The sequence below is a fragment of the Kitasatospora sp. NPDC008115 genome, assembly GCF_042957205.1.
Lineage (GTDB): Bacteria > Actinomycetota > Actinomycetes > Streptomycetales > Streptomycetaceae > Kitasatospora.
In genome coordinates this window covers 131,390-151,074 of the sequence record NZ_JBIBHU010000020.1, presented here as the reverse complement: position 1 = coordinate 151,074, position 19,685 = coordinate 131,390, and the positions used below count along the sequence as shown (strand labels likewise).

General features: G+C 74.5%; 20 protein-coding genes and 1 pseudogene. 8 read left to right on the top strand and 13 right to left on the bottom strand.

Annotated elements, in window-relative coordinates; translation table 11 throughout:
- Positions 1-62 precede the first annotated feature (62 nt).
- Together ACFZBX_RS24665 and ACFZBX_RS24660 are read right to left on the bottom strand one after the other, a co-directional pair.
- Positions 63-692 (bottom strand): FxLYD domain-containing protein, encoded by a 630-nt coding sequence (locus ACFZBX_RS24665; RefSeq protein WP_391535953.1) that lies wholly within the window; start codon positions 690-692, stop codon positions 63-65.
- A 158-nt stretch (positions 693-850) separates the two neighbouring features.
- Positions 851-1,411 (bottom strand): DoxX family protein, encoded by a 561-nt coding sequence (locus tag ACFZBX_RS24660; RefSeq protein WP_391535952.1) that lies wholly within the window; start codon positions 1,409-1,411, stop codon positions 851-853.
- Between the two features lie 182 nt (positions 1,412-1,593).
- Between ACFZBX_RS24660 and ACFZBX_RS24655 the strand changes: the two genes are divergently transcribed.
- On the top strand, positions 1,594-2,229 hold the full coding sequence (locus tag ACFZBX_RS24655; protein WP_391535951.1) for a MarC family protein: 636 nt from the start codon (positions 1,594-1,596) through the stop codon (positions 2,227-2,229).
- Positions 2,230-2,284: 55 nt separating this feature from the next.
- Here ACFZBX_RS24655 and ACFZBX_RS24650 read toward each other — a convergent pair whose 3' ends face one another.
- Both ACFZBX_RS24650 and ACFZBX_RS24645 read right to left on the bottom strand, forming a co-directional pair.
- The gene (locus tag ACFZBX_RS24650; RefSeq protein WP_391535950.1) at positions 2,285-2,827 is read right to left on the bottom strand and encodes an NADPH-dependent FMN reductase; all 543 of its coding nucleotides are present in this window, start codon (positions 2,825-2,827) and stop codon (positions 2,285-2,287) included.
- A 10-nt stretch (positions 2,828-2,837) separates the two neighbouring features.
- A complete protein-coding gene (locus tag ACFZBX_RS24645; protein ID WP_391535949.1) occupies positions 2,838-3,284 on the bottom strand; it encodes an Lrp/AsnC family transcriptional regulator in 447 nt (148 codons plus the stop codon).
- 189 nt (positions 3,285-3,473) lie between these two features.
- Here ACFZBX_RS24645 and ACFZBX_RS24640 point away from each other — a divergent pair, with 189 nt between their 5' ends.
- Both ACFZBX_RS24640 and kynU read left to right on the top strand, forming a co-directional pair.
- Positions 3,474-4,304, top strand: a complete 831-nt coding sequence (locus tag ACFZBX_RS24640; RefSeq protein WP_391535948.1) for a tryptophan 2,3-dioxygenase — start codon at positions 3,474-3,476, stop codon at positions 4,302-4,304.
- Positions 4,305-4,402: 98 nt separating this feature from the next.
- Positions 4,403-5,629 (top strand): kynureninase, encoded by a 1,227-nt coding sequence (kynU, locus tag ACFZBX_RS24635; protein WP_391535947.1) that lies wholly within the window; start codon positions 4,403-4,405, stop codon positions 5,627-5,629.
- 40 nt (positions 5,630-5,669) lie between these two features.
- Here the strand turns inward: kynU and ACFZBX_RS24630 are convergent, their stop codons facing one another.
- Entirely contained in the window at positions 5,670-6,623 is a 954-nt protein-coding gene (locus tag ACFZBX_RS24630; RefSeq protein WP_391535946.1) for a hypothetical protein, read from the bottom strand.
- Between the two features lie 63 nt (positions 6,624-6,686).
- Here ACFZBX_RS24630 and ACFZBX_RS24625 point away from each other — a divergent pair, with 63 nt between their 5' ends.
- Positions 6,687-7,322, top strand: coding sequence for a TetR/AcrR family transcriptional regulator (locus ACFZBX_RS24625; protein WP_391535945.1), 636 nt, complete (start codon positions 6,687-6,689; stop codon positions 7,320-7,322).
- A gap of 85 nt (positions 7,323-7,407) precedes the next feature.
- On the opposite strand, the gene ACFZBX_RS24620 is transcribed toward ACFZBX_RS24625, so the two are convergent.
- Positions 7,408-8,970: a choice-of-anchor A family protein gene (locus tag ACFZBX_RS24620; RefSeq protein WP_391535944.1), complete on the bottom strand. Its 1,563-nt coding sequence runs from the start codon at positions 8,968-8,970 to the stop codon at positions 7,408-7,410.
- A gap of 228 nt (positions 8,971-9,198) precedes the next feature.
- Between ACFZBX_RS24620 and ACFZBX_RS24615 the strand changes: the two genes are divergently transcribed.
- From ACFZBX_RS24615 to ACFZBX_RS24605, 3 genes are all read left to right on the top strand, one after another.
- Positions 9,199-9,885, top strand: a complete 687-nt coding sequence (locus tag ACFZBX_RS24615; RefSeq protein WP_391535943.1) for a 4'-phosphopantetheinyl transferase family protein — start codon at positions 9,199-9,201, stop codon at positions 9,883-9,885.
- Positions 9,886-10,022: 137 nt separating this feature from the next.
- Entirely contained in the window at positions 10,023-10,505 is a 483-nt protein-coding gene (locus ACFZBX_RS24610) for a DUF2269 family protein (protein WP_391535942.1), read from the top strand.
- 33 nt (positions 10,506-10,538) lie between these two features.
- Positions 10,539-11,378, top strand: a complete 840-nt coding sequence (locus tag ACFZBX_RS24605; RefSeq protein ID WP_391535941.1) for a helix-turn-helix domain-containing protein — start codon at positions 10,539-10,541, stop codon at positions 11,376-11,378.
- 30 nt (positions 11,379-11,408) lie between these two features.
- Here ACFZBX_RS24605 and ACFZBX_RS24600 read toward each other — a convergent pair whose 3' ends face one another.
- From ACFZBX_RS24600 to ACFZBX_RS24570, 7 genes and pseudogenes are all read right to left on the bottom strand, one after another.
- Positions 11,409-11,828 carry a hypothetical protein gene (locus ACFZBX_RS24600; protein WP_391535940.1) on the bottom strand — a complete coding sequence of 140 codons (420 nt, stop codon included), beginning with the start codon at positions 11,826-11,828 and terminating at the stop codon, positions 11,409-11,411.
- 105 nt (positions 11,829-11,933) lie between these two features.
- A complete protein-coding gene (locus ACFZBX_RS24595; protein ID WP_391535939.1) occupies positions 11,934-12,938 on the bottom strand; it encodes an Lrp/AsnC family transcriptional regulator in 1,005 nt (334 codons plus the stop codon).
- Positions 12,939-13,102: 164 nt separating this feature from the next.
- Positions 13,103-13,680: pseudogene (locus tag ACFZBX_RS24590) on the bottom strand (amidohydrolase family protein).
- Entirely contained in the window at positions 13,677-15,317 is a 1,641-nt protein-coding gene (locus ACFZBX_RS24585) for an acyl-CoA dehydrogenase family protein (RefSeq protein WP_391535938.1), read from the bottom strand. The pseudogene ACFZBX_RS24590 and the gene ACFZBX_RS24585 overlap by 4 nt, the downstream one beginning before the upstream one ends.
- Positions 15,301-15,930 (bottom strand): TetR/AcrR family transcriptional regulator, encoded by a 630-nt coding sequence (locus ACFZBX_RS24580; RefSeq protein ID WP_391535937.1) that lies wholly within the window; start codon positions 15,928-15,930, stop codon positions 15,301-15,303. Before ACFZBX_RS24580 ends, ACFZBX_RS24585 begins: the two co-directional genes overlap by 17 nt.
- A gap of 132 nt (positions 15,931-16,062) precedes the next feature.
- Positions 16,063-17,520 carry a S28 family serine protease gene (locus ACFZBX_RS24575; protein WP_391535936.1) on the bottom strand — a complete coding sequence of 486 codons (1,458 nt, stop codon included), beginning with the start codon at positions 17,518-17,520 and terminating at the stop codon, positions 16,063-16,065.
- 155 nt (positions 17,521-17,675) lie between these two features.
- The gene (locus tag ACFZBX_RS24570) at positions 17,676-18,545 is read right to left on the bottom strand and encodes a serine protease (protein ID WP_391535935.1); all 870 of its coding nucleotides are present in this window, start codon (positions 18,543-18,545) and stop codon (positions 17,676-17,678) included.
- Positions 18,546-18,702: 157 nt separating this feature from the next.
- On the opposite strand from ACFZBX_RS24570, the gene ACFZBX_RS24565 reads away from it, so the two are divergent.
- Complete coding sequence (locus tag ACFZBX_RS24565) at positions 18,703-19,575, top strand: metallophosphoesterase family protein (protein WP_391535934.1); 873 nt, start codon at positions 18,703-18,705, stop codon at positions 19,573-19,575.
- The last annotated feature ends 110 nt before the right edge of the window (positions 19,576-19,685 follow it).

Here is a 19,685-nt window from a genome sequence, read left to right as displayed (position 1 = left end):
GACCTGCGGGTCAGCAGGGGCGCCCGGGGTTCGGCGGTCCGCCCGGAGCGGGCCGGCGGCGCTCAGTACCGCACGGCGTTGGCGACGGCGACCTTCACCGAACCCGTGAGATCCCGGTTGCTGCGGGCCTCCACCTCGGTGCTCTGACCCGCCGCCAGGTCCGGCACGGTCACCGCCGCCACGTCCAGCACATTGCCGCTGTCGTCGGTGAAATTGACCTGGATCACGTACTTGCTGGTGTTCTGCCCGTGGTTGGTGACCGTCAGCGTGGTCTCGGCCTTGCCGTCCACGATGGTCACCGGGCCGGCCGCGACGTCCCCCTTCGCGTCCAGGCCGCCCTTGATGCCGGCGATCGCCGAGGAGGCCGCCGCCTGCGCCGACGCGACCGCGGAGGCCGCCGACGAGGTGAGCCCGCCCGCCGCCGTGCCCAGCGCCTCGCTCGCCGCCGAGGCCGCGGCGGAGGCGGCACCGGCGATCGCCGAACCCGCCTGCGCGGCGGCCGAGGAGGCCGCGCTGCCGGTGACGCCGCCGTCCCCGTCGTCGGAGCAGCCGGCCAGCGCGGCCCCGCCGAGCAGGGCGGCGGCCACCGCCGCGGCCAGGGCCCGGCGCGGGCGGCGGACTGCGGGGGCGTGCGGGTCGGCGGCGGTCGGCCGGGGCGGAGCCGCGGCGCGGCGGGTCGGGTGGCGGTCCATCGGGGTCCTCGATTCTGGCCGTGGGGGCGGCCCGCTCCAGGGGCCGGCCGGTGCCGGTCCGCCCGGCACGCCTCCCCGCCCACGTTCCGGGGCCGGGGAGGCGTCCGCCACCAGGGCCGGGACGTTCGGGTGACCCCGCGCCGCCCCGGCCCCCGCCCTCAGGAGAGCCCGGAGCCCTCCTGCGTCTGCGCCTCCACCGCCGCGCGCTCCTCCGCCAGCCGGACGGCGTGCCGGCGGCGGGCCACCACCCCGTAGGCCGAGGCCGCGCTCGCCACGAAGGCCAGCAGGCCGGTCGACGACCGGTTGAAGGCGTGCCCGGTCAGGTGGTCCAGCGAGTACCGGCCCGGTCCGGCCAGGCCCAGCGCCAGACCGGTGGCACCCAGGAACGCCGGGTACTCGTAGCCGCCGGACATCGCGAAGAACCCGGACGGCGCGTGCACCGCGACCGCGCCCGCCATCGTCCCCGCCACCACCGCGCCCGCCACCGGCGTGGCCAGCCCGGCCACCAGCAGCGCGCCGCCGCCCGCCTCGCCGAGGCCCGCGGCCAGGGCGCTGCGCCGCGGCGGGTGGAAACCCATCGCCTCCATCGCCTTGGCGGTGCCGTCCAGGCCGCCACCGCCGAACCAGCCGAACAGCTTCTGGGTGCCGTGGGCGATCAGCACCCCGCCGACGGCACCGCGCAGGGCGAGCAGGCCCAGGTCACTACGGTTCAGAGCCATGTCCTAGTCCCCTTCGGGAGCCCTCCGCGGCGCGGAGGGGTGGTCCGGCTTCCATCGCAGCCGAAACCGCCGGAAGGATCGACCCGGGGCGGCCGTTCGGGCGAATAACGATGCGGACGGGAATAATCCGGACCCAAGCGTGGCAGCCGGACGGCGGTGATCGTCACGGCGATGCTTGGCGCATGTTCGTCTTCGACCTGAGCAGTGCCTTCATCGCCCTCTTCGCCGTGGTCGGCCCGCCGAAGGTCCTGCTGTCCTTCGCCCGGCTGGCCCCCACCCGGACCACCGGGGAACTGCGGCGCCTGGCGGCCTGGAGCTCGCTCATCTCGGCGGTGATCGGCGTCGCCCTCGCCTTCAGCGCCGACTTCGTCACCTCCCTGTTCCACATCAGCGACCAGTCCCTGCAGCTGGCCGGCGGGCTGATCTTCTTCGTCTACGCGGTCGCGCTGGTCTTCGGCGTCCACCTCGGCGCCGGCGCCGACGAGACCGACGAGCACCTGGCCAGCCCGCTGGCGGACGGCATCCGCGAACTGCTGCTGCCGTACCTGGCCAGCCCGCTCGCGGTCACCGCGGTCCTGGTCGGTTCGCTCACCAAGGACGACTGGAGCTGGCACGCCACCGTGGCCGGCGCGTACGTCGCCGTGGTGGTGGTCAACTACGTGTGCGTCGCCGCGCTCGCCCCGCTGATGCAGCGCACCCACCGGACCTCGCTGGAGGTGGTCGCCCGGCTGCTCGGCCTGCTGCTCGCGGCGGTCGGCGTCGAGCTGTTCCTGAAGGGGCTGGCCGGGCTCGGCGTGGACCTGCTCGCGGCGCACTGAACCGGTCGGCGGGCGCGCGGCGCAGCGGGGCGGGCGGCGGACGCCCGGGTGCGGCTCAGGCGGCCGCGGCCAGCCGGAGCAGCGCCTCGCCGATCCGGTCGCGCACCAGCGGGTCGGCGACCAGCCCGTCCGCGCCGACGTCCCCGCGCGCCAGCGGCACCCGGACGCAGGCCGCCTCGACCACCGCCGCCCCCGCGTAGCGCAGCACCGTGCCCAGCGCCGCCTCGGCGCCCAGGCCCCGGCCGGTCCCGGCGGCGTTGATCCAGGCGGCCGGCTTGTCCGCGATCTCCATGCCGCCGACCGTCCAGTCCAGCAGGTTCTTGAAGGCGCCCGGCAGGGTCCCGGCGTACTCGGGTGTACAGATCAGCAGGGCGTCGGCGGCCTCGACCGCCGCCCGCAGCGCGGCGGCCGGCTCCGGCAGCGGGTCGGTGTCGAGGTCCGGGTTGAAGTGCGGCAGCTCCGCCAGCCCGGTGTAGTAGGTCACCGCGACGCCCTCGGTGGCCAGGGCCACGGCGGCGGCGGTGCGCAGCACGGTCTCGTTGACGGACCCGGCGCGCAGACTGCCCGGGAGCAACAGGATGTGACGGTCGATCGGCATGGGCAGGAACCTATCGGCCGGCTCCGGGCGCGACCACCGGCCGCCAGGGAACGGGGCTGGAGAGGATCATCGAGCTGGCCGGCTGCCCGTAGCCGCCGAGGCGGTCGATGAGGGCCTCGAAATCGGCCATTCCCGGAACGGCGACCAGCAGCACGCAGCAGGCACCGCCGGTGACCCGGTGCAACTGGAGCACCTCCGGCCAGCCGGCCACCGCGGGGTCGCGCAGCACGCAGCGCGGGCCGTAGCACTGGAGCTGCACCAGCGCGGTGATCGGCAGGCCGGAGCGGGTGAGGTCGACGTGGGCGTGGTAACCGGTGATCACCCCGTCGGCCTCCAGGCGGCGGACCCGTTCGGCCACGGCGGGTGCGGACAGGCTCACCCGGCGCGAGAGTTCGTTGTAGGAGAGCCGAGCGTCGGCCTGGAGTTCGGCCAGCAGGCGGCGGTCGACGGCGTCCACGACGGCTCCCGAGGGTGTGGTCCGGTTGGCTGGATACCGCTGCTTTGCGATCGTGAAGAGGATCGGGAAAACACCTCTCGAACGACAGGCACGGCCGCGGTTGCCGTGCCCGCCGCCCATTCAAATGCGCGCCGGGCCGCCGCACAATGGGGCCCCGGTACTCGCCGATGACGTCTGGAGGGATCGGGCATGGGGCACGACACGGTGGAGAGGCCCAACCTGTCGTTCGGCCGGACCGACGAGCCGGAGCGGGGCACCCCGTACGCGCGCTACGTCCGGCTCGACGAGCTGCACAGCCTCCAGCACCCGCTCAGCGAGACGCCCGCCGAACTGTCGTTCATCGTCACCACCCAGGTGATGGAACTGCTGTTCGGCCTGCTGCGGCACGAGTGGACGCTCGCCCAGCACGCGCTGCGCGCGGACGACCTGCCGGGCGCGCTGGCCGCGCTGCGCCGGGGCACCCACGTCCAGGACGTGCTGGTGGAGTCCTGGGACCTGCTGGCCACGCTCACGCCGCAGGAGTTCAACTCCTTCCGCCCGCTGTTCGGCGAGGCCTCGGGCTTCCAGTCCGCGGCCTTCCTGCACCTGGAGTTCCTGCTCGGCAACAAGAACCCCGCGCTGCTGAACATGTACCGGGACAGCCCGGGGACGCTCGCCGAGCTGACCGAAGCGCTGCGCTCCCCCGGCCTGTACGACGACGCGCTCGCGCTGCTGGCCCGCCGCGGCCTGGCCGTGCCGGACACCGTCTCCGAGCAGCGGCACCGGGCCAACGAGGCGGTCGCGGCCGCCTGGCGGCGGGTCTACGGCGAGCCGGAGCACGCCGGACTGCTGCCGCTGGCGGAGGCGCTGCTGGACGTCGCCGAACGGGTGACCCGCTGGCGCCAGCGCCACCTGGCGGCGGTCAAGCGGGCGATGGGCGGCAAGCCCGGGTCCGGCGGCTCCAGCGGCCTGACCTGGCTGCGCCGCTCCGCCGAGCAGGACGTCTTCCCCGAGCTGTGGTCGATCCGGGACGGGCTGTGACGATCCCGCGTTCGGCGGGCACGAGCGGGCGGTGAGCAGTGGCCGATGAGTGGTGGGCAGCGGGCAGTGAGCACGACGAGGCACGGGAAAGGCTGGGCATGATCACGCGCGAGGAGTGCGCGGCGCTGGACGCCGCCGACCCGCTGGCGGCGTTCCGCGGGGAGTTCGCCCTGCCGCCGGGGGTGATCTACCTGGACGGCAACTCGCTCGGCGCGCTGCCCGTCCGCACCCCGGAGCGGGTGCGGACGGTGGTCGAACGGGAGTGGGGCCGGGAGCTGATCCGCAGCTGGAACGACGCCGGCTGGTTCGAGCAGCCGTACCGGCTCGGCCGGCGGATCGCCCCGCTGGTCGGGGCCGCCCCGCAGGAGGTGGTGGTCTGCGACACCACCTCGGTGAACCTGTTCAAGGTGCTGGCGGCGGCACTGCGGCTGCGCCCGGGCCGCTCCGCCGTCCTGGGCGACCGCGCGGCCTTCCCCACCGACCTCTACATCGCCGAGGGCGTCACCGGACTGGTCCCGGGCGCCCGCAGCGTGCTGATCGACCCGGCCGGGCTGGACGCGCACCTGGACGGCGATGTCGCCGCGGTCGTCCTCTCGCACGTCGACTACCGCACCGGCGAGCTGCTGGACATGCCCGGGATCACCGCCCGGGTGCGGGCCGCCGGGGCGCTGATGATCTGGGACGTCTGCCACTCGGTGGGCGCGCTGCCGGTGGAGCTCTCGGCGAGCGGCGCCGACTTCGCGGTCGGCTGCACCTACAAGTACCTCAACGGCGGCCCCGGCTCGCCGGCCTTCCTCTACGTCGCCGAGCGGCACCTGGCGGCTGGTCCTGCGCAGCCGCTGAGCGGCTGGTTCGGGCACGCCCGGCCGTTCGCCTTCGAGCCCGGGTACGCACCGAAGGACGGCATCGGCCGCTTCCTCACCAGCTCGCCCTCGCTGCTCGGCCAGGCCGCGCTGGAGGCCTCGCTGGACGTCTGGGAGCGGGCCGACCCGGCCGCCGTCCGGACCAAGAGCCTGGCGCTGACCGATCTGTTCATCGGCCTGGTCGAGGACCTGGACGGCATCGAGGTGGTGACCCCGCGCGAGCACGCCCGGCGCGGCAGCCAGGTGGCGCTGCGGCACGCCGACGGCTACCCGGTCGTGCAGGCGCTGATCGCCCGCGGGGTGATCGGGGACTTCCGGGCACCGGACCTGATGCGCTTCGGCTTCACCCCGCTCTACCTCTCGCACACCGAGGTGTGGGAGGCGGCGCGGCACCTGGCGCAGGTCCTGGAGAGCGGCGAGTGGAAGGACGAGCGCTTCTCCCGGCGCGGCGAGGTGACCTGAGCGCCGGGCCGGGGCCGGCGGCGCCGCCGGGGCGCCGCCCTCAGAGCGCCGTCAGCTCCTCGACCAGCTTCCCGTACACCGCGAAGGCCGGCTTGGGCGAGTAGTCGTCCCGGAGCAGGCCGAAGCGGTGGAACGGGCCCGGGCCGGCGCTGTCCGCGTCGCGCAGGCCGAAGTGGCCGTAGCCGGTGAGGTTGAGCTCGCCGGCCAGACCCGCGACCGTCCGGACCACCTCCTCGACCACCTCGGCCTGCCGCTGCTCCGACCGCCCGGGGCCGGTGGGCCAGCCGTGCTCGCAGACCCGGACCGGCACCGCCGGCCCGAGGCCGGCCCTGGTGACGACCTCGCGCCGGAAGCCGGTGAGCACCGCGGCGACCGCCGCGCCGAGCGTCGCGGCCGGGATCGGGCGGAAGACGTCGGGGAAGAAGTCCAGGCCGACGTAGTCGAGCGCGCGGTGGAAGCGCTCGTCGGCGAGTTCTCCGAGGGCGGGCCAGAACGGGTCCGCCGGGTCCGGGCTGAACGCCGCGTTGAACCCCACCGCGAGGTCGAGGCCGAGCGCCAGCGCCTCCTCCTTGGCCGCGACCACCCCCTCGACCAGGGCCCGCCGGACGTTCGGCACGGAGCCGTCGAGCACCGGGGAGTCGGCGTTGGGCTCCTCGCAGATCTGCAGCGTGCCGATCCGAGCCCCTTCGGCGCGCACGGTCCGCCGCACGAAGTCCGTCCAGCCGTCCAGCCGCCCGTCCGGCGCCCGGAACTGGAGGACCAGGTCGAGCCGGCGCCCCTCGCGGGCGTAGCGCTCGGGGGCGACCGGGGTGGGCGGGGTGGCCGGGCCCCCGGGGAACGAGCGGTAGGCGCGGACCAGCAGGGTGGGCGCCGCGCCCTGGAGTCCGCGCAGCGCGGCGGTGATCCGCTCCGGGTCGTCGGGGCGGACGGGGGTGATCACACGGCTCTCGTCGCCGAGCAGGCCGCCGGGGTAGATGCCGAAGGTGAAGGTCATGGCCCCACCGTAGCGGAGATTTTTGGTGTCACTGCAAATTTGGTGCGGCGCTAGGATTTCCCCATGGGACTTCGCGAGGAGAAGAAGCGGCAGACCCGGACCCTGCTGGCCGACACCGCGACGGCGCTGTTCGCCGAGCACGGGTTCGAGCGGGTCACGGTGGCCGAGGTGGCCAGGGCCGCCGGGGTTGCCGTCAACACGGTGTTCAACTACTTCCCGACCAAGGAGGACCTCTTCTTCGACCGGCAGGACGAGGTGGTGAACCGGCTCGCCCTGGTGGTGCGGGAGCGGCCGGCCGGCAGCTCCCCCGTCGACGCCGTCCGGGCGGAGCTGCTCGCCGGGCTGGACGCGGGCGAGCCGACGTACGGGCTGCACCCGCAGGCCGCGGCGTTCTGGCGGACGGTCACGGACAGCCCGGCGCTGCGGGCCCGGCTGCTCGACCTCGGCGAGCGGGCCGAGGAGGCGCTGGCGGCGGCCCTCGCCGACGAGGCGGGCGGCGCGGCGCAGGACCCGCTCCCCCGGGTGCTGGCGGGCGCGATGGCCGGGGCGCACCGGGCGGCGCTGGCGGAGGTCCGGCGGGGCATGGTGGCCGGCGAGCCGGTGGACGCCGTCCGGGAGCGGGTCGCGGCGGCCGTGACGGCGGGCTTCGGCCTGCTGGCGGCCGGGCTCGCGGGGTGGCCGGAGCGCGCGGCCGGGTGACCCGGGGCCGGCGAACGCGAAGGACCGCCCGGTCGTGGGGTGGCCGGGCGGCCCTCTGTCGTGCGGCGGCTACCGCGGAGGCTCCTTAGCCGTGGCGGCCGCGACGGCGGGCGGCCAGGAAGGCGAGACCGCCGCCGACGGCGAGCAGGGCGGCGCCGGCGATGCCGAGGACCGTCGTGGAGTTGCCCGCGCCGGTGGACGGCAGCTGGCCGCCGCCCCCGCCGTCGGTGGGAGCCGGATGACCGGTGGCCGGACCGCTGGTGGACGGACCGCCGGTGGTCGGGCCGCCGCTGGTCGGCGCGGCGCTGGACGAGCTCGACGTGGCGCTCGGGCTGGTCGGCGCCGCCGAGGTGGCGGTCCCGGTCGGGGTCGGGGACGTCGGCGCCGGGGTGGTGGCGGTCTGCGTCGGGGTGGGCGTCGGGGACGTCGGCGTCGCCGTGGGGCTGGTCGGCGCCGGGGTGGTGGCGGTCTGCGTCGGGGTGGGCGTCGGGGACGTCGGCGTGGGCGACGGCGCGGTGGGCGTCGGGCTCGGCGTGACCTCGCAGTCCGGCAGGTCGCCGTCGAACGGGTAGCTGTGGATCTCGTAGCCGCCGTTGCCGGTCTGGATCAGGTTGCCCGCCAGGTACACCCGGCCGTTCATGCCCGGCATGTCGATGGTCGTGGTGCCGCCCGGGTTGCCCGCCATCACCGCGCCCTGGAACTGGGCGCTGCCCTTGATCTGCGCCCCGGTGGAGGTCGGGAAGTTCCACAGCAGCTTGGAGCGCATGTCGGTGATCTGGTCGCCCGGCAGGCCGGTGCCGGTGTAGGTGTTGATGACCGGGTCGGCCGACAGCATGTTGACCACGACGGTCGCACCGGCCGGGATGCCCGCGAACACCAGGCCGATCTGCCCGCCGGACGGCGAGGCGAGGTTCCCGGTGACGTTGAAGACCTGCTTCATGCTGGTCCCGTCGCCGGTGAAGGTCGCCTCGCTGGCGGTGAGCTCGACGGTGCCGGTGGCGGCGGCCTTGCCGACACAGGCCGAGACGTCCTCGATCTGGGTGAGCACCGAGCGGTACGGCGCGGCGGCGTCCGGGTCCTGGATCGCCTGGCCGGTCGGGTCGATGGAGACCGTGCCGGTGACCGTGCCCGCGTGCCGCAGGTTGCCGAAGGCCTGCCCCTGGGAGTCGCTGCCGCCGATCAGCAGCGAGTTCCCGGCCTGGACGGTGACGTTGCCGCCGACGGTGAGGAAGTCGCTGCCGTTCGGCGGGACGACCCGCGAACCGACGCCGACCACGCCCGCGTTGAACGCGCCGCCGCCCTGGCTCTTGTCGACGGTGAAGTCCCCGAGGGTGACGATCCTGCCCTCGGCCTCGGCCGCGCGGCCGTTGACGGTGTAGTCGCCGCCGGTGAAGACGTTGACGGCGGCGTCCCGGCCGGCGAAGTCACCGTTGTTCACCGGAGGCCAGGTGGCCGGGCAGTCCGGCCCGCTGCACGCCCCCAGCGGCGGGGCCAGCGGGGCGGCCGTACCGACCGTCAGCACCGCCGCGAGCGGCAGGACGGCGGCGGCGGTCGCCACCGCGATCCGGGCGTTCCTACGACGGCGGGGGACGGGGGTCCGCTCAACCGTCGTTCTTCTGTGACCGGGCGTACCGGTTCCCTGAGTCATCGACACATTCCTCCGCGCAGAGAGGGCAGGCGGGAGAGCACGCCTGCCGCGTTCCAGTTGATCCTGGATCATCCCGGCCGATTCCCAGAGAATCCAGAGATTTGTGATATCAGATACTAAATCGGACTTTCCATACCCTACAGACCATCAAGGTTGATCCGAAAATCCTGAGACCTGATGAGCCGACCATGTCGCCCCGGGAGACCCCGGCCCCGCTAGGTTGGGGACATGACCTCCGACGCGATCGCCACCGTCGCCACCAGCGCCGACGTGCTGCGCCAACCCGGGGCCGGCGAGCACCTGCTCACCGCCCTGGAGCGGGAGCGCGCCGCCCGGTTCCGGTACGAGTCCGGGCGCGCCGACTTCATCGCCGCACACCTCCTGGTCCGGCTCTGCGCCGCCGGCCTGCTCGGCCTCCCGGCCGCCGGGCTGACCCTCGCCCAGCACTGCCCCGACTGCGGCAAGGGCGACCACGGCAAGCCCTACCTGCCCGACCACCCCGGGATCGAGGTCAGCCTCTCGCACACCAAGGGCGTGGTCGCGGCGGCGGCCGGGCACCGGCCGATCGGCGTCGACGTCGAGCTGACCGACCGCGGCGGCACCCTGCTCGACGTCGCGCCCCGGGTGCTCGCCGAGGCGGAACTGCGGCAGGTGCGGGAGCACGCCGACCCGGCGCGGGCCTTCCTGCGGCTCTGGGTCCGCAAGGAGGCGCTGATCAAGATCGGCCGGACCACCCTGGACGGGCTCGCCGCCGTCGACCTCTCCGGACTCCCGCTCGACCTGCCCGGCGGCCGGCCGCTGCTCAGCCCCTTCGAGGGCCTCCAACTGCTCGACTGGGCGGACGAGGCGCACGGCACCGCCGTCGCGGCGGTCAGCGAGCTGGCCCCGCGGGTGGTGGAGTTGGGCGACCTCTGAGACGCCCACCTGGGTGGGGCCCGGTCGGATAAGCGGTGTTAGCGTCCTGGGCGGGGCGGGGAGAACCGGCCGCCCCGGCTGCCCGCGCCGCGACCCGCCGACGGGCCGCCCCCGTTGAGTCGCAAGGGTGCCCCGCCATGGCCAAGTTCCTGCTGAGCCTGCACGTCCTCGCCTCGGTGCTGTTCATCGGCCCGGTGGCCGTGGCCGTCAGCATGTTCCCGCGCCGGGCGAAGGCCGCCCTGGCGGGCGGCCCCGAGCAGGCCGCCGACGCCGGCATGCTGCGGCTGCTGCACCGGATCACCCAGGTCTACGCGCTGCTGGGGGTCGCCGTGCCGGTCCTCGGCATCGGCGTGGCCCAGGTGATGGACGTCCTCGGCCAGTCCTGGCTGATCGTCTCCATGGTGCTGACCGCGGTCGCGGCCCTGGCGCTGCTGCTGTTCGTGCTGCCCGCGCAGCAGGCCGCGGTGGACGCGCTCGCCGCGGAGTCCGGCTCGGAGGACCACGGCAAGGCGGTCAAGGGGCTCACGCTGCTGCCGATGACGGCGGGTGTCTTCAACCTGCTCTGGGCGGTCGTCGTGGTGCTGATGATCATCCGGCCGGGATCGACCACCGGCGCCTGACGCACCGGCGGACGCGGTAGTACTGTCCCGGCCATGACGATCATGGTGGGGATGGGACCGGAGACGGCCGGAACGGGCGTGGGCGTGCTGCTGCGCGGCTGGCGGGAGCGGCGCCGGCTCAGCCAGCTCCAGCTGGCCCTGCTGGCCGACTCCTCGGCCCGGCACATCAGCTTCATCGAGAACGGCCGCTCGCGGCCCAGCCAGGAGATGGTGCTCAGGCTCGCCGAGCACCTCGACGTCCCGGTCCGCGAGCGCAACGCGCTGCTGCTGGCCGCCGGGTACGCGCCGCACTACCCGGAGAAGCGGCTGGACGACCCGGCGATGACCGCGCTGCGCTCCGGGATGGAGCGGCTGCTGGCCTCTCACGACCCCTACCCCGCGCTGGTCGTCGACGGGACCTTCCAGGTCCTCGCGGCCAATCGCGCCCTGGGGCTGCTGCTCTCCGGGGTCGCCCCGCACCTGCTGGAACCGCCGCTCAACGCGATGCGGATCACCCTCCACCCGGAGGGCGTCGCACCGCGGATCCTCAACCTGCGGCAGTGGCGGCGGCACCTGCTGGAGCGGATGGAGCTGCAGGTCGGGCTGGTCCGCTCGGAGCCGCTGCGGGCGCTGCTGGAGGAGGTCCGGGCCTACCCCGAGCCGCCCGGCACGGCGGCGGACGGCGGCGAGGAGGAGGACATCACCGAGCTGTTCCCGTTCGCGCTGCCGCTGCGGATCTCCTACGAGGGCCGGGTGCTGTCGTTTCTGTCGACGATCGCGACCTTCAACACGCCGATGGACGTGACCGTCTCCGAGCTGGCCATGGAGACCTTCCTCCCGGCCGACGAGGAGACGGTCGCGTTCCTCCAGGCCGCCGTGGGGACGGCGCGGTAGTCACCCGCGTGGCCGTCCCGCCGGCAGCGCTCACGCCCGCGGACGGCGCAGGGCGGTGAACTGGAGGACGGCGAACAGGACCACGGTGGCGGCCTGGAGCGGGATCCAGACGTAGCCGGCGGTGGTCGGCTCGAACCACAGCTCCATCGCCACCACGCTGAGCACCGCCCAGGCCAGGTTGACGTCGATCACCGCCCGCACCGCGAGCCCCGGCGGCTGCGGGCGGGCCGCCAGCAGGCCGACCGCGAGGCCGAACACCGCGAGTAGGGCGCCGAGTTCGAGCAGCGTCGAGCGGCCGACGCCCAGCAGTTCGCCGAGCGGTCCGGGGAAGGCCAGGTAGGCGAGGCCGTTGCCGCCGCTGACGACGGCGTCGAGGGCGAGGAGGCCGCGCAGCGCCTTGAAGGGGGCGGGGGCGGTGCGGGTGGCGGTGGTCAGGGTGTGCGCGGACACGGCGGATCGGCCTCCGGGGGTGGGGTGGGATCCCGGTCGGCGGTGGCGCCGCCGGGTGGGCACCACTGTGCCGGGGTGCGGAGCGGGCGTCGATTACCTCGGACGTCATGCCCGGGCGCGCGGCCCCGGCAGCGGCGCGCCCTCCCGTTTCACGGCCCGAGCCACGATCGTGGTCTCGGCGCGGCCGACGCCGAGCGGGCCCAGGGTGTCGGTGACGAACCGGTAGAGCCCGCCGTGGTCCGCGCAGAACACCGCGGCCATCAGGTTGGCCGGCCCGCTGGTCGCGAAGACGCCGTGCACCTGCGGGTGCCGGGCCAGCGCCGCGCCGACCGCCGCGAGCCGGCCGGGCGGCACGTCCAGCCACAGCCTGGCGTCCACGGCGAGGCCGAGCAGCCGCGGGTCGACGGTGACGTGGGTGCGCACCAGCCCGGCCCCGTCCAGCCGGTTCAGCCGGCGCCGGACGGTCGACTCCGGGGTGCCGACGGCCGCCGCGAGCGCCGCGTGGGACTGCCGGGCGTCCTCGCCGAGCCGGGCCAGCAGCACCCGGTCCAGCTCGTCCGGCGGCACGCTCCCCGGGGCGGGCCTGGCGGCCGGCGGTTCGGCGAGCGCGGCGGCCTCGGCCTCGCCCAGGTGGCCGGAGCGCCACTGGCCGGCGTCCGGGAAGGCGTGCAGCACGGCGTGCACAGCGGTCTCGGCGACGACGGCGGCAGAGGCGGTCTCGGGCGGCCGCCCGTCCGACAGGCGGTCGTGGGCGCCGGCGTCGCCGAGCACCACCGCGCCGATCTCCCGGCCGCCGAGCATGACGTCGACGAACGGCACGTCCGGCCGGTCGGCGAGGGCCCGGGCGACGGTGTCGGCCTCGCCGTGCAGCACCCGGACCCGCAGCAGCAGCGCGCCGACCGCGGCGTCCTCGGTGCCGGGCATCCGGACCACCCGGACCAGGCCGGCCCGCTGGAGCCGGGCGAGCCGACGGGTGACGGTGCGCGCGGAGATGCCGAGCACCTCGGCGATCCGCCCGGCCCCGGCCCGGCCGTTCACCTGGAGCGCGCAGACCAGCCGGCGGTCCAGGGTGTCCAGCACGGTGTCCGGATCAGCTGCTGTGACGTCCATGATGTCCGATCTCCGTCGCTCCGTCGCCGCTCGGCGCCCCGTCCGGCCGCACCGACGGTACTCCTGGAGCATGCGACCGGGACGAACGGAGGAGGGACGACGAGCGACGATGACGTGCCGAATGTGCGCGGACACCCCTTTCTTTCAAGGGACTTGATCAACCGTCATATGCCGAACGGCGACGCCGCGTTGTCGTGGAAGACGGCGCGCAGCCAGTCCTCCCCCAGCCCCAGCCGTTCCAGCGCCTCCAGCTGATGCCCGTACGGGTAGGGGATGTTGGGGAAGTCGCTGCCGAGCAGGACCCGGTTCGCCCAGCGCCCGCAGCCGGGGCACTACCCCGGACCAGCCGGGGGTGGCGGGCTCGGGGTGGAAGGTGGCGGTGGGCAGGCAGCCGGGGGTGCGGGCGGCGAAGCCGGCGGCCCACGCGTTGAGCCACTCGGCCATGCCGGGCTTGTGCGGGTACAGCATCGCGGTGAACGCCCGGACGCCGAACTCCCGCAGCCGGGCGACGCGTTGATCCTCCGCCTCGCGGCAGGTGATCGGCCGGGGGCGGCCGGTCAGCGGACCGGCCGCGTCGAAGTACGCCCACACCTTGTCGAGGACGTTCCGCGGCATGTGGGCCCCTCCTGCCCGATGGCGGGCAAGGAGGGAGGGTGTGGTCGTCGATCAGGCCGGGCAGGCCGAGGTGCTGCCGGAAGGCCCGCACCCCGGCCGCCTCGGCCGCCGGGCCCGGGGTGCTCACACGGCGGGCACCGGCCGGGCGCGGTCGATGATCGCCGCGGCGTCCGGGCCCGGCGGCAGGGTGCCGAAGGCCGCGCCGTGGTCGCCGCCGAGCCGGGAGGCGCAGAACGCGTCGGCCACCGCCGGGTCGCCGTGGCGGACGAGCAGCGAGCCCTGGAAGGCCAGCGCCATCGCCTCCACCAGCCGGCGGGTGCGGTACTCCAGCTGGTCGAGGTCGGTGAGCTGCTTGCGCAGGCCCGCGACGGCCGCGTCCAGCCGGCGGTCGGCGCCCGCCGCGGCGTCCAGTTCCCCGAGGAAGGCCTCGACGGTCTCCGGGTGCTTGGCCATCGCCCGCAGCGCGTCCAGGGCGGCGACGTTGCCGGAGCCCTCCCAGATGGAGACCAGCGGCGCCTCGCGGTAGAGCCGGGGCATGCCGGACTCCTCGACGTAGCCGTTGCCGCCCAGGCACTCCAGGGCCTCGGCGGCGTGCGCCGGGCCGCGCTTGCAGACCCAGTACTTGGCGACGGCCAGGCCGAGCCGGCGCACCAGGGCCTCCTGCGCGTCCCCGGCGAGCGCGGCGTCGGTGGCCTGGGCCAGGCGCATCGCCACCGTGGTGGCCGCCTCGGACTCGACGACCAGGTCGGCGAGCACATTGCGCATCAGCGGCTGGTCGACCAGCGCCTTGCCGAAGGCGCGGCGGTGCAGGGCGTGCTGGACGGCCCGGGTGGCGCCGAGCCGCATGCCCGAGGCGGCGCCGATGGTGCAGTCCAGCCGGGTCATGTTGACCATCTCGATGATGGTCCGCACGCCCCGGCCCTCCTCGCCGACCAGGAGGCCGTACGCCTCGTCGTACTCGATCTCGGCGGAGGCGTTCGACTTGTTGCCCAGCTTGTCCTTGAGCCGCTGCAGCCGGAGCCGGTTGCGGGTGCCGTCCGGCAGGACGCGCGGCAGCAGGAAGCAGCTGAGGCCGCCGGGCGCCTGGGCGAGGGTGAGGAAGAGGTCGGACATCGGCGCCGAGGTGAACCACTTGTGCCCGGTCAGCAGGTAGCCGCCGCCGTCCGGCCGCGGAACGGCGGTGGTGGTGTTGGTGCGGACGTCGGAGCCGCCCTGCTTCTCGGTCATCGACATGCCGGCGATCAGCCCGCGCTTGCCGTGCGGCTCGCGCAGCCCGAAGTCGTACTCGGTGGCGGCGAGCAGCGGCTCGAACTCGGCGGCCAGCCCGGGGGTGGCGCGCAGCGCGGGGACGGCGGCGTAGGTCATCGAGACGGGGCAGGTGTGGCCGGCCTCGACCTGGCCCCAGACGAAGAACTTGGCGGCGCGGGCGGTGTGCGCGCCGGGGCGGTCGTCCCGCCAGGGCGCGGCGTGCAGGCCGTGGCCGACGGCGGTGCGCATCAGCTCGTGCCAGTACGGGTGGAACTCGACCTCGTCGATCCGGTGGCCGAAGCGGTCGTGGGTGCGCAGCACCGGCGGGTTCTCGTTGGCCAGCCGGCCCCACTCGGCGGCCTGCTCGGAGCCGGCCAGCCGGCCGAGCTCGCGCAGTTCGGGTTCGGCCCAGCCGGCGCCGGCCCGGTGCAGGGCGGCGAGCAGCGCGGGGTCGGCGGCGGTGTCGTGCCCGTACGGGAGCGGGACCTGGTTGGTGACCTCATGCGTCGCTGTCATCGCGTCCTCCAAGGGCACGAAGGGTGAAGGAGACCAGGGCGGGGACCACCGCGTCGGGGGTGGTCCGCGGGGCAGGCGGGGGGACGGCGGCGAGCGGGCCGGTGAGCGCCTCGGCGGTCGCGCCGACGATCGCGGCGGCGGTCAGCTGCGAGTCCTGGGGCGGCAGCTGACCGGCGGCGAGGGCGGCGGCGATCTCGGCGGCCAGCACGTCGCGGAAGGTGCGGCGGAAGACCAGGCGTTCGGCGTCCACCACGGTGTCGGCCGGTTCGACCAGCAGGGCATGGGCGAGCCGGGGGGCGCGCAGGGCGCGGGCGGCGAAGGTCTCGACGACGGCCGCGATCCGCTCCCGGGGGGTGTCGTGGCGGGCGACGGCCTCGTGCACGGCGGCGACCTCCCGGGTGACCACCCGGCGGAAAAGCTCCACGGAGAGGTCGGCCTTGTTCGCGAAGTGCCGGTACATCGAGCCGGTGGCGATCCCGGCCCGCTCGGCGACCGCGGCCATGCTGCAGCCGCCGTAGCCGCGCTCGGCGAGCAGGCCGACCGCGGCCTGGAGCACCGCCTCGCGCTGGGCGTCCAGGCGGGCTTGCACGGCGGGGGTGCGTCGGTAGGCCATGGAAGAATTGAAGCACTGATTCACTGCTTCGGGAAAGGGTGCGCGGCCCCCCGCACGGCGAAGGGCCCGCGCACGGCGAAGGGCCGCCCGGCAGGCGGGCGGCCCTTCTCGTGGTCGTACCGGTGGAGCGGACTACAGCCGGACGCGGTCCAGCTTCAGCCCGGCCTCGTCCAGCGGACCGATCGGCGGCACCTGGTACCGGCCGGTCAGCGCGTTGGCGGCGGCGTCGCCGAGGCCGGCCCACTCCAGCACCTTGGCGGTGGCCGCCGTGGACTCGGCGGCCGGCAGCCGGGAGATGTTCGCGCCGTGGTTGCCGCCGGGCACGGTGTAGACGTAGCTGTCCTCGCTGCCCCGGCCGAGGCGGAACGGCTCGGCGCCCCACGGGTCGTTCTGCCCGTAGACGTAGATGATCCGCTCGGCGGAGTGGCGCACCCAGCGGTCGATGTCGCGCATGGCGGACGGGTCGAACCGCATCGGGATGCTGCGCGGCACGTAGCTGCGCGGCGCGTAGAGCTCCTTGTAGTCGTAGCGCAGCAGGCCCTTGAGGTGCGAGACGTCGAACGCGGGCGAGCCCAGCTCGGTGCCGGCCTGGTAGTAGTACGCGGTGTACCCGGCGAGCGCCTGGTCGCTGTTGCCGGTGATGCCGACCTGCGCGTCCAGCCAGGCGTACAGCGCGTCGTCGGTGCCGGCGGCGCCCGGGACGTTCGCGCAGTCGGCCTCCAGGCTGTACTGCCAGAACGCCCAGACCGAGTCCAGCACGGCGAGCTCGTAGGCCCGGTCGGCACTGCCGATGGTGGTGAACGCGGAGCCGGCGGCGGCGTTGTCGGCGGCGTAGCGGGCCCCCAGCCGGTCGCGGCGGGCCAGCAGCTCACGCTGGGTGCCGGTCAGCGCGGCGCGGCACTCGGGGGTGCCGACGTTCTGGAAGAACCGGCTGTACGCGGAGTCCTCGCGGTCGTCGACGTCGTTCGGCGCGACGTAGGCGATGGTGCCGTCCACGTCGTCCGGGAAGAAGCGGCGGTGGTAGGTGGAGGACATGCCGCCCTTGGAGCCGCCGGTGGAGAGCCACTCCTGCTGGTAGATCCGCTTCAGCGCGGTGATCAGCCGGTGCGCGTCGGTGGCCGCCTGCTTGATGCCGGCCTTGGACCAGTCGGCGGGCTCGGGCCGGGACGGTGTGAAGAAGCGGTACTCGATGGAGACCTGGTTGCCGTCGACCAGCCGGGCCGGCTCGGTGCGGGTGGGCGCGGTGCGCAGCGTGTAGCCGTTGGTGAAGAAGACGGTCGGCCGGTCGTAGCCGCGGTGCAGCACGCTCAGCCGCTGCTGGAAGCTGCCCAGCCAGGGCCGGTTGTGGTCGACCGGCTGGGTGTAGGTGAGCAGGAAGAAGCGGTGGCCGGTGGTGGTGGGCTGCTCCTCGGTGACGGTCAGGCCGCGGATCGCCGCCAGGCGGTCCTTGATGTCGGCCGACGGGTCGTCGGCGGCCGAGGCGGCTGCGGGCGCCTGCGTCCCGGCGGCGAGGGCCGTCGGGGCGAGGCCGAGGCCGAGCAGCGGTATCAGCAGAACGGCGACCAGCAGTCTTCTGATCGTGGTGGTCATCAACTCTCCATCGGTTCAACGGAACTGGGCGGTACCGTGGTCCGTACCACTCTCCGGCAGCCGGCACGCGGCCGCCGGGCGGACCGGCCGTCCGGTAGACGGCCGAATGGGCCACCCGCCGGTCGCGAATGGCCCATCAGGGACGAAAGTGCTGGTCAGGGGCGCGGCAGGGTGCAGCCGGCCTTCGTCAGGTCGAGCCTGTTCCCGGTGCTGAAGCACGCGGGGATGGTGTACGTCTGCTGGGCGTACCCGATGCCCGGACGGACGGTCACCACACCGTTCTGGTCCACCTCGCACGGGTTGTTCAGGGTGCAGCGCTGGCCGCTCTCGTTGATCGTGTTGTTCACCGCGACGACCTGGCCGCTGGTGGCGTCCACGACCGGCGAGCCGGAGGTGCCCCCGATGACGTTGCAGGTGGAGGTGTAGCGGAGGGAGTCCTTGAAGGTCCAGTCCGCCTCCTTGAGCCGGTAGGCGAAGCCGTCGGCCGAGCAGGAGTAGATCCGCTTCCAGTAACCGGAGACGACCTTGATCGAGGTGCCCTGGACGGGGTGGGTGGCCGCGACCGTCAGCGGGGCGATGCCGTAGCGCGACTGGATCGCGGCGTAGGTGGTGTTCAACTGGTAGATCGACACGTCGGTGTCGGTCATGGTGCCGTAGACCAGCTTGTTGGCGCGCAGCGTGCCGAGCGATCCGCCGCTCGCGTTCAGCAGGGTGAAGCTGCGGCTGGAGGCCTGGTTGACGACCACCTGGCCGGGGCCGGGCATACCGGCCTCCAGGCAGTGGCCGTTGGAGAGCACCAGCGCCGGGTCGTTGGCGGTGGAGGCGGGGAACCGGACGAGCGAGCCGGAACAGTTGCTGAGGGCCACGGTGCCGGCGAAGGTGACGGCGGCGACCTTGCCGGCCTGCGCCGATTCGGCGGCGCCGGCCGTGGCGGTCGTGGTGGCGGTCGCGGCCGGGGCTCCGGCGAGGGCGGTCGCCCCGGCGGTGAGGAGCGCGGCCAGCGCGCCTATGAGCGGCTTCTTCATGAGAGACCTCTCGGTGTGGGGGGTGCCCCAAAGCTGGCGCGGACATGACGCCCTGTCAAGGGATCGAACGCCGAACGGAGATCCGGACACCGTGTTCCGGCCGCCGGACCCCGGTACTGTGGCCCGAACGGCAGGGACGACCACCTGGGGGGCTGACATGGCGGGCGACAACCACACGGACGGCACGCGAGGGGGCGGGGCCGGGGGGCGGCTGCTCGCCGTCAGCGACCTGCACGTCTCGTACCAGCAGAATCGCGACCTGGTCGAACAGTTGCGACCCGGCTCGCCGGACGACTGGCTGATCGTGGCCGGCGACGTGGCCGAGTCCACCACCACCATCCGCTGGGCCCTCGGCCTGCTCGCCGAACGGTTCGCCAAGGTCATCTGGGCCCCCGGCAACCACGAGCTGTGGACCCACCCCAACGACCCGGTCCAGCTGCGCGGCGTCGAGCGCTACGAGCACCTGCTGGGCATCTGCGCCGAGCTCGGCGTGGTGACCCCCGAGGACCCGTACCCGGTGTGGACCGGCGCGGGCGGACCGGTCGCCGTCGCCCCGCTGTTCCTGCTGTACGACTACTCCTTCCGGGCACCCGGCACCACCACCAAGGAGGAGTCGCTGGCCGCCGCCTACGCCTCCGGCATCGTCTGCGCGGACGAGCGCTTCCTGCACCCGGACCCGTTCCCGGACCGCGACTCCTGGTGCCGCGAGCGCGTCCGGCTGACCGAGAAGCGGCTCACCGAGCACGACCCCGGACTGCCGCTGGTGCTGGTCAACCACTACCCGCTGGTCCGGCAGCCCACCGAGGTCCTCTGGTACCCCGAGTTCGCCCAGTGGTGCGGCACCGAGCTGACCGCGGACTGGCACCGCCGGTTCAACACCGCCACGATGATCTACGGGCACCTGCACATCCCCCGGCGCACCAGCTACGACGGCGTCCCGTTCGAGGAGGTCTCGCTCGGCTACCCGCGCGAGTGGGGCAAGCGCGGCCTGCCGGACCCGCTGCTGCGCGAGGTCTTCCCGGGCGCCTGACCCGGCGCGGACGCGGACGGCGCGCCGGGGGCTCCCCGGGCGCGCCGCCCACCGTCTCTCCGCCGGTCGGGGCGGGGCTGATCGGGGAGCGCTACTCGGGGGCCACTCGG